General features: G+C 33.6%; 8 protein-coding genes and 2 pseudogenes. 7 read left to right on the forward strand and 3 right to left on the reverse strand.

Features of this window, described 5'->3' with window-relative positions:
• From WIW89_RS00480 to WIW89_RS00510, 7 genes and pseudogenes are all read left to right on the forward strand, one after another.
• A pseudogene (locus WIW89_RS00480) lies at nt 1–379 on the forward strand (IS1 family transposase); the annotation flags it as partial.
• Between the two features lie 148 nt (nt 380–527).
• A complete protein-coding gene (locus WIW89_RS00485; RefSeq protein WP_337719337.1) occupies nt 528–920 on the forward strand; it encodes a hypothetical protein in 393 nt (130 codons plus the stop codon).
• Nucleotides 917–1,945 carry a type I-A CRISPR-associated protein Cas7/Csa2 gene (gene cas7a, locus WIW89_RS00490; protein WP_337719338.1) on the forward strand — a complete coding sequence of 343 codons (1,029 nt, stop codon included), beginning with the start codon at nt 917–919 and terminating at the stop codon, nt 1,943–1,945. Before WIW89_RS00485 ends, cas7a begins: the two co-directional genes overlap by 4 nt.
• Nucleotides 1,926–2,627 (forward strand): type I-A CRISPR-associated protein Cas5a, encoded by a 702-nt coding sequence (gene cas5a, locus WIW89_RS00495; protein WP_337719339.1) that lies wholly within the window; start codon nt 1,926–1,928, stop codon nt 2,625–2,627. Before cas7a ends, cas5a begins: the two co-directional genes overlap by 20 nt.
• Nucleotides 2,624–4,255, forward strand: coding sequence for a CRISPR-associated helicase Cas3' (cas3, locus tag WIW89_RS00500; RefSeq protein WP_337719340.1), 1,632 nt, complete (start codon nt 2,624–2,626; stop codon nt 4,253–4,255). The genes cas5a and cas3 overlap by 4 nt, the downstream gene beginning before the upstream one ends.
• Nucleotides 4,248–4,991: an HD domain-containing protein gene (locus WIW89_RS00505; protein ID WP_337719341.1), complete on the forward strand. Its 744-nt coding sequence runs from the start codon at nt 4,248–4,250 to the stop codon at nt 4,989–4,991. The genes cas3 and WIW89_RS00505 overlap by 8 nt, the downstream gene beginning before the upstream one ends.
• Nucleotides 4,988–6,043, forward strand: a complete 1,056-nt coding sequence (locus WIW89_RS00510) for a hypothetical protein (RefSeq protein ID WP_337719342.1) — start codon at nt 4,988–4,990, stop codon at nt 6,041–6,043. The genes WIW89_RS00505 and WIW89_RS00510 overlap by 4 nt, the downstream gene beginning before the upstream one ends.
• 250 nt (nt 6,044–6,293) lie before the next feature.
• On the opposite strand, the gene WIW89_RS00515 is transcribed toward WIW89_RS00510, so the two are convergent.
• From WIW89_RS00515 to WIW89_RS00525, 3 genes and pseudogenes are all read right to left on the reverse strand, one after another.
• A complete protein-coding gene (locus tag WIW89_RS00515; protein ID WP_337719343.1) occupies nt 6,294–6,815 on the reverse strand; it encodes a hypothetical protein in 522 nt (173 codons plus the stop codon).
• Nucleotide 6,816: 1 nt separating this feature from the next.
• On the reverse strand, nt 6,817–7,743 hold the full coding sequence (locus tag WIW89_RS00520) for an AAA family ATPase (RefSeq protein WP_337719344.1): 927 nt from the start codon (nt 7,741–7,743) through the stop codon (nt 6,817–6,819).
• Between the two features lie 72 nt (nt 7,744–7,815).
• Nucleotides 7,816–7,896: pseudogene (locus WIW89_RS00525) on the reverse strand (IS6 family transposase); the annotation flags it as partial.

Consider the following 7,896-nt stretch of genomic DNA (forward strand, 5'->3'; position numbering starts at 1 on the left):
TTGTTGATGAGATGTGGACTTACTTGTACAAGAATACTAGGGCTTTTTACAAGTGGGTTTTCACTTGTTACGTGTACACGAAGCTGGGAGTTTACCTCATTTTGGGGGATAGGGATGAGAGGACTTTCCTTGAGGTTAAAAAGTATTTGCCTGAAGAGGGTAGATGGGTGAGCGATGATTATAACTTGTACTTCTGGTTGAAAGACCACACGGTAGTCTCGCCAGTTAACCCCTCTAGTCCTTTCATTCCTCATTAAGGGATAGGCTAATTAGATTCAAGAGAGCAACGAAGGCAGTAAATAGGAGCATTCGTAGCATGATGTACTCCATAGCCCTAGTCTTATGGGAGAGAAGGTTAATCCCAGAATTTGTAGCTTAACGACGACACTATCTCCACACTCGATTATTTTTACTAAATATTAATAAATTTCTATTTCTAGAGACCAAGAAATGAAGTAGCCGGCTTCGTTAAGTAAGAACTAATGTGTAATGTAAAGCTTAAAATATCTCTAGTAAGATTTATAGGTATGGAGAATGCCAAAGAAAAGTTAGAGAGTTTAACATGTGAGGAACTTGTTAGGCGGCTTTCTAGGAGTGCAAGAGTTGCCATACTTTACGATAAGAGTTATGATGTAATAGATGAGATGGCTAGATATAGTAATGATGCAATGAAGGTTGCAGAATACTTTAGTAAGATTTCTAGGATAATTCTAAAAACTTATAATGATTTCTGTCAAAATAGTAATGATAGTTATGTGTGCAAGAGGCTGTTAGCTTGGGAGAGATATTTAGAGGAGTTTGAAATGAGGTGTTTAAATGAGAAGGAAAAATTACCTATTTATGTGAAGATTTTTACTTCTCTCTCTATAGTACCCGATCGCTTGACCTCACAAATAATTAGAAGTGGTGGTAAGTCATGACTTTCGTGAGAATTTCTGGTAGATTTGAATCAGAAATTTCAGTTCTAACGGGCTCTGATAATTTGGGAAATTATAATACTCACGCTATAGCACGTATCTCCGTAGAGAGCGGAGGCGATTATAGATTATACGAAGTACCAGTTCTAACTGGGAATTCGTTAAAGCATTGGCATTCGGTATATTTAGCCCAAGCTTATCAATCGCTTGGAGGACGCTTATTGAATGAGTTGTGTAGAGAAGGTATTGGACTAAGAGGTTATACCGTTGAGTCTACTTTGTCCAATTTGAAGGAAGCTAGCAGTGAAACCGAGGCAATAAAGGATTTATGTAACGATATTCACGGGTTCTTAATAGTCAAGAAGGGAAAGAGAGAAAAGCAGATAAAAAGGGATAGCTTAGTTAAGGTTTCGTTTGCAGCCCCAGTATTTGATATTAATGTCTTGGAGTTTGTGACTAGGTTTTCTGAGACTCATAATAGGATAGATCCTATTAGTACTCAGAAGTCTAATAACCAAAAGTCAAGTAATAATGAAAATACAGCACAAATGATTTTTAAACATGAGTATTCATCATCCCCACTTTATGGCTTTAATATTTCCATGAACTTGAATTATGTATGTAAACCAATGTATGAGACTGCTAATAATGATAAAGTGTGCAGTGATGAAGGTGATGAAAAAGAAGAAATCAAACTAAGGAAGAAAGCATCAGTGTTAGCTTCATCATATTTATTTACTGGTGTTGGGGCGAAGCAGTCTAGAGCTTTAGGTATTTCTAGGCCGGTAGAATTGTTAGCTGCAGTATCTGATTCTCCTATTCCTAATTTAATTCACGGGAGTTACGTTGATTATATGGAAAAATCTATTGACATAATGAAATTATTTAATAACGTTAAAATGTTATGTTATGGTGAGAATTGTAAGAAACTCGAAAAAACTGGGATTGAGCAAACTAATTCATTGAACGAATTCTTTAAAAAATTACTCGCCCTAGTGAGTGGTGAGAGTGGAAGCAATAATAGCTAAATTGAGAATTCCTTTTTTCTCAATAAAGAGATATGACACCTATCAAATTTCCTATTCATATATCTTTTTAATGCCTTCGACCATCGTAGGCTCTGTAGGTAGTAGTTTAGCGTTATTGGGAGAATGCAAGGGTGAGGATTGTATCAATTTAGCCAGGAAAATTGTAAAGAAAGCAAGGGAATATTTCCCTAGAAAAATTACTTTTTCTAAATCACCAGTAATACTGAAAAGAGTTAGGGGAATGCTTGAAGATAAGAAAATGCCAAAGTCGTTAGCAGAGTTCTTCTCATCTTCCGATGCTTTGGTGAGAGAATATGTAGTTTCGGAAGAAAGGAATATACTTATTCTAACCGATAAGCCTAGTCCAATAATTGAAGCAGTTAAAATAATGGAAAGGCTAGGAGATTCCGAATCATTACTTTCTGTTATAGACGTTAAAGAAAGTGAAATTGGGGAATGCGAAAAAGAAGACGGTGTTAATGTTATGATAAAAAATGAGATAGTAAGTCAGGAAACACGCGGAGAACAAATTACAGTAGACGGTTTCGATGAGTTAGGAAAAAAATCCGCTTTTTATATACCAGTTGAGGTTAAGGGGTATTCCATAAAACCTTCGCCGATAAAAACATCTAAAGTTATGTGCGCAGCAGATGCTGTATTTCCCGAAGGTGATAATTGGTGATTGAGCTTTTAAAGAAGATGATAATTGAATGGAGTCATTCTCCCAAGATTGACGAAGAGAGATTAAAAGAACAAGTTCAATTTGCGGGAGAAATATACAATAAGTTCTCTTCAGCTAAAGGTGGTCTCCTTTTAGTACTTAATGCACCTACGGGCTTCGGTAAAACTGAAGTTATTTTTGCTCCTTACCTTTATCAGTTTATTAGAGGCGAATGGTTTGACTCAAGGATGTATTTAGTTGAACCAGTTCACGCATTATTACGTCAAATGAAAAGGAGAGCGGGAACTTATACTAAGCTAGTGAAAGGGATAACAGTGGGCTGTGACCACGGTGAAGTAATAAAGCCGACTTTCCTATATACTGCAAATATAACTTTAACTACAATAGATGCAATGGCTTACGGATTTCTAGCTAAGAGGGTTATAACTTGGGGAAAGGAGTATAAAACCGGGAGGTATTCAATGCCTGCAGGCCTTTTAATGAATTCTTATCTAGTTCTTGACGAGGCTCATTTGATTCAAGATCAAGCCTTCTTAGCGCCTAGGATTGTATCAAAGATAGTCTGTAGTATAGTTAATTCTGGAGGGACAGTACTGTTATCTTCTGCGACACTGCCGTCAGCTTTTCTTAAATTATTTAGTTGCGAAAAGGTGGAATTGACTAAGCCCAAAGTAGATAAAGTAGCTAAAATCGATTTTAAGAAGGAAACAATAGATAACACTGAATGTGAGGAAGGTTCGATAATATTTGTAAATACAATAGAGAGAGCTAGGAAAATCTTTGAGAAGTGTGAAAGTAAGGGAAAGGCTTTACTTTTACATTCATTAATGAAGAAGGAAGATAAAGATAAGGTAATCGAGGAATTGGATGAAGGTGTAGAAGATAAAATATTAATAACCACCCAGACTGCTGAAGTAGGAATAGATTATAAGTTTAAGAAAGTAATTACAGAAATCTCTCCTATAGATAGCTTAATACAGAGAATAGGAAGAGTTAGGGAAAAAGAAATAGACGTTGAAATCTTTAATGTTAAAAATCCCTTGCCTTACGATGAGGATGTAATGAATAGAACTAGTAATATAGTTTCTAAACTAAATACTATAAAAATAGGAGACATGGACGAGGTTCAACAGTTAATAGACGAAGTTTACGATAATCTAATTATAAATAAACTTTCCTCTTTAGGAGAGTCCTTCTATATTAGTTCTGCGGAATACCTTAACGAATTACATTTATATTCTTATCCTCCAGAAAGGGACGTTTATCTAAGACCTTCTTATTATGTTACACTTTATCTTCTCACAAATAAGGAATTTGAAGAACTTCAGGAAGAATTTGAAAAAATGTTAAAGAGTAAAAAGTACGAAGAGCTGAGTAAAGAGATTAACGAATTCTTATTACGTAAATCTACCAAGTATTCCATTTCGCTAGTAAATAATTATAATGAAAAGAGATTGGAAAAACTAATATCTAATACTAAAGTTTATAATGCAAATATATTTAGTAAGAATTTTCTAAAAGAAGTTAAACCGAATATGAGCGGATTACCTTCAGAAATGATAGTTATAATAAATGAGAATTACTATTCTAATGGTTTAATTTTGCCAGAGGTGAAAGAAGATGAGTGAGACTTGTTGTGCCTATTTCGTAGGCAATGAATGTAAAGAGACGTACTTAGAGCACGTTCACTGCATGCTAAAGGTGTGGGAAGGCATTAAGAAATTTTACATAAAAAACTTAAGGCGTGCTGTAGGTGTGGATGACGTAGACGATTTAGTAAAGATCGCCATATTATCTCATGATGCGGGGAAGCTTTTGGAGGAATATAAGCATAATAAGGTAATGTTTAGGCATGAAGTCATAGGCTCATATGTTGCTTATAATCTAGTGAAAGATGAGGCGAGAATGATAGTCTCCTCAGCAGTACTTTTACACCACGAAAGTGGTATTCTTAGTATCTATGCCGGCCAATTTAAGGAGAAGTATGTGCCTATATCTACAATAAAAGCAGTTCTGGAAAATGCTGAGAGGAAAGGAAATTTAAGGCCATATTGTGAATTATGTAAAGATCCATATTATCCTAAAGTTAAGAACTTGCCTATAGGAGAGATGACCGAGATCTTGAAGAGGATTAGCTCAAAAGATGTGGTTAAAGTAGTTAAGCGTGTAATAATTTACTCAATAAGCGACAATTCATTAATTTTTAGGAATAAAGTGTCAGCTTTTCTTCATGTCCTAACGTTAGTTGATTCAGTTGCTGCCAATTTAAATAGAAGTGATGCTAAAGACGAAGGAACATGGATAACTAAAATGGCTCAAGCCGGTGCTGAAATATTACCTGACATAAACTGTGACGAGAAATGACGTGCATTACTACTCCAGGTCATGGAATAGTTACTGACACTTTAATAATGCACGGTATAGTTAAACTTTTCCATGTAGATAAGGTTAGAAGAATAGGAGATAGGTATGAAATATGCGGAGACTTTTCTAAAATGGGTGAGACAGTTGAAATTATCAAAGAAGAATTAGAAGAATACAGCAGAAATTCGAATGTAGCAAGATATTCAATATATTTGGGTAAAATTTTGGACTCAAATATCAATGTATCAGTTACTGACTCATGGTTAAAATCTTTTGCAGAAAGTTTAAATGAAATTAAAGACGTTGAAAAGGCCTATACTGAAGATCATAAGGTTAGATATAAGGAAGGTAGAAGTAAATCAAAGGCCTTATATAACCTATACTTACCGTTAGGTTTTATTTACGGCAAATATACTGTAGATAATTATGACGCTGTTACTAAAGAATATAGAGTTTGCGGCAAATGCTTTTCATTATCCAACTTAGGATTAATATTTGGAACTGCAATAATTAGATATATAAGCGGTAATAATGCAAACGTGACGTTAACTACCCTCATACCTGAAGATGAAATGGAAAGAGACGAATTATTATTAATAGAGAGGTTTGTAGAAGGTAAGAGCGAAAATATAAATATTGAACTTACGTTAAAATCTGTCCTAGTCTATGCCCTTTCCTTCGGAGAAACGATATATTCGTTTGATAGTAAAGTTGATGCATTAGTCTGGAGACTTGAAAAATCTGGCAACTTTCAAAGAGCATTACAGCCAGAAATTTTCGATATCACTTCATTACTGGATAAGATAGCAAGGCTAAAGTCTATGTCTCCAGATTATACTAAAATTCTAACGCTTTTAGTAAACAAGGATTATGGAGATCAATCAATACTTGACGACTTAGCCGAATTTTTGCTTTTTGGGGGAGATTACTACCGCGTAATTAAGGAAATCACATTCTTTATTAATAGAATTAACACATTAAACAACAAGGTAACAAAGGGAATAGATCTAGAAAAATTTGCAAATACATTTATTGAATTAGGTAAAGATTAGTCTCTTTTTTATGTTAAATTTAGCAATAGTGTAGATATTAAAAGTAACTATGTAGTGATAATTGCTTGATAGTGTTAGCTGAACTGTATCAGTAATAATATTATTAAATTAGAAATTAATTATATTCACCTTACTATTTATTTATTAAAGCTTATTTATTGAAAACTATCGAAATATATACGATTAAAAATACTGTATTTAACAAATAATATTTTTAATAATAACTTTTTTTTTTACCTTTTTGTTTATTCTATGAGCTGATACAGATTATGTTTCTGGTGAGTGGACCTAGGCTAATAAATATTGCGATGTTAGTACTGGGAAAACGTGACTTATATTGTTTAAAATTTCTACATAATTCATATACGCTAATATTATGGATAATTTCGTACCCTTTTTGCTTTATAACATTAAATAAATCAATTAATACCTCTGGGGGAATTGCAGGAGGTCCACTTATTACCAAAATATTAGGACGTTTGTTTTCAATGTGATCTTTAATTACGTATTTATCAACTCCGGTAACAAATTCTATAGTTTCTCCATCTTTCTCTATGATACAATCATTTCCATTATTATTACTTATAACATTACATGACTCAAAGTCACTACAGCCATTTCTTCTACATTTATTGATTATATTGGCAGCATATTGTCTTGCTTTGCATAATTCGTTTCTATCGTTTAGAAGGATACTACAACAAAACTCGATTAACAATGGTTCGTTAACCACATTCGGATTATTTATTAGCCATAAACAGTTGCAACTCATTTTACTCCACTTTTATGCATTCCGAGTATAACTTATATAGAGTGTCCGTGTAAGTTGGAATTGAACTACTTAATAGGCTATATTCTTTAATTTGTCTACTATTGTCTATTATGTACAGCCTCTTTGCCTGTGGATTAAAATTTTCTAGTTTCATAACTTCAGGAATAGAGTTGCTACAAGCGAGTATTGTTAAGAAGTTTAAGTCATGCGTAGTGACTAATATTTTATATCCAATTTCCGCTAATTTATTTAAAATATAAGCAAGCTTTATCTGATATTCTGTATGCATATTGGTTTGAGGATCGTCAAATAGAAGAATAGTGCTTTTGGGGTCTGGCAATAGGCCCTTTGCTATGACCTTAACTATAAAACCTAGTTTAGTTGCCGTTGAAGAGGAAATGTCAATGCTAATAGATTTTTTATCATCTTTTTTAATTTTTTCAACAAGTCTGTAGTTTTCGCTTGTAATTTCTGTCTCAATTAGATCGGGTATAGGAATCTTATAATACCCTGATGTGCCCGCTCTTAATTTATTTATTAAATTCATGAACTCGTTGTAAGATTCAAAATAGGCAGGAGCGTAGTTGTATTTGATAATATACTCCATCTCACTTGGGAATAAAATCGCATTATAAGCAATAGAGGAATTAGACAACATTCTACACGCTGGGTTTTCAGTTTCTTCCTTATTACATTTTATCTTGAGATCCTCCAGTGCTATTTCCATCGTTCCCTTTTCTAAAAATTCGTTCGCTATATAAAATAGCTCTAGAGGTATAACATTATTCTTTTTAACGTAGGTCAGGTCGTATATTAGTCTAAGTAAGGTAGTTTTTCCAGTCATCGGAGATCCCATTAATATTGTAATGCCTTCAAGCTCAATTTTTCCTTCTATTAACCCTGGAATACTAACTTTTACTTTTGGCATTGATTTCATTTTCCGTTCATTTTATTAAATTTTTATCGTTTATTAGAGAGTGCCTGAGTGTGGACAACATTTTCACTCATTTGAAATATTTACATTTATTATCACCCCCTTATCTAACAAATACACCGGGCAGTAAAGGATGTTATAGATAAG

Source organism: Stygiolobus sp. CP850M (genome assembly GCF_037389425.1).
Taxonomy (GTDB): Archaea; Thermoproteota; Thermoprotei_A; order Sulfolobales; family Sulfolobaceae; genus Stygiolobus.

Excerpts from the sequence above, each read along its gene's own strand:
- cas7a (WP_337719338.1), top strand. The coding sequence starts at position 917 with ATGACTTTCGTGAGAATTTCTGGTAGATTTGAATCAGAAATTTCAGTT.
- WIW89_RS00485 (WP_337719337.1), top strand. The coding sequence starts at position 528 with ATGGAGAATGCCAAAGAAAAGTTAGAGAGTTTAACATGTGAGGAACTT.
- WIW89_RS00520 (WP_337719344.1), bottom strand. The coding sequence starts at position 7,743 with ATGCCAAAAGTAAAAGTTAGTATTCCAGGGTTAATAGAAGGAAAAATT.
- WIW89_RS00510 (WP_337719342.1), top strand. The coding sequence starts at position 4,988 with ATGACGTGCATTACTACTCCAGGTCATGGAATAGTTACTGACACTTTA.
- WIW89_RS00505 (WP_337719341.1), top strand. The coding sequence starts at position 4,248 with ATGAGTGAGACTTGTTGTGCCTATTTCGTAGGCAATGAATGTAAAGAG.
- WIW89_RS00515 (WP_337719343.1), bottom strand. The coding sequence starts at position 6,815 with ATGAGTTGCAACTGTTTATGGCTAATAAATAATCCGAATGTGGTTAAC.